At 61.8% G+C, this 761-nt stretch carries 1 protein-coding gene; it reads left to right on the top strand.

Going from position 1 to position 761, the window contains the following annotated elements; genetic code table 11:
• A partial coding sequence (locus EN807_RS32330) for an AMP-binding protein (protein ID WP_135937910.1) occupies nucleotides 1-761 on the top strand: 761 nt, incomplete at both ends.

Raw genomic sequence — 761 nt, 5'->3', positions numbered from 1 at the left:
GTGTGGTCGATCTGGAGACGGTCACCCCGGCCTGGGCCGAGCTGCCCGCCTGCGATCCCGACCCGCGCGCGCTCGGCCTGACCGCGCGCCATCTCGCCTATGTCATCTACACCTCCGGATCAACCGGAACGCCCAAGGGCGTCATGGTCGAGCACCGGGGTGTGGTCAATCTTACAGCATGGCATGTGCAAACATTTTGTCCGCAACCAGAAACCTGCTGCACACTTACGGCCGGAATGGCATTCGATGCCAGCGCTTGGGAGTTGTGGTCTGCATTATACAATCGTAGCACATTGCTGCTCCCGCCCAGGGCGGCAGCAGGAGATCCTCTGCTTCTCCTGCAATGGTGGCGTGATCAACCACTGAACGCCGCCTTTTTGGTCACGCCGCTGGCTGCAACGGCTTTGGAAGACGAGCTGGTAACTCCCATGTTGGAGTACTTGCTTATTGGCGGTGACCGTCTGCAGCGTGTGCCTTCCCGGCTACCGTCGCCTCTCAAGTTAATAAACAACTATGGCCCGACGGAAGTTACCGTGGTGGCAACCTCGGGACGGCTCTTCAGTGACAACACTGTGCCACATATCGGGCGCCCGATTGCGAACACGCGGGTGTATCTTCTGGACGGGCATGGTGGGCCGGTGCCGTTCGGGGCGGTGGGCGAGCTTTGCATTGGCGGGGCAGGCGTTGCGCGGGGCTACCTGAACCGCCCTGATCTGACGGCGGAGCGGTTCATCGCCAGCCCCTTTGTGGACGGCGATCGG

The sequence above is a fragment of the Mesorhizobium sp. M5C.F.Ca.ET.164.01.1.1 genome, assembly GCF_004792125.1.
GTDB lineage: Bacteria > Pseudomonadota > Alphaproteobacteria > Rhizobiales > Rhizobiaceae > Mesorhizobium > Mesorhizobium wenxiniae.
The sequence above is the reverse complement of the archived record's forward strand: the minus strand, read 5'-3'. Positions and strand labels throughout refer to the sequence as shown.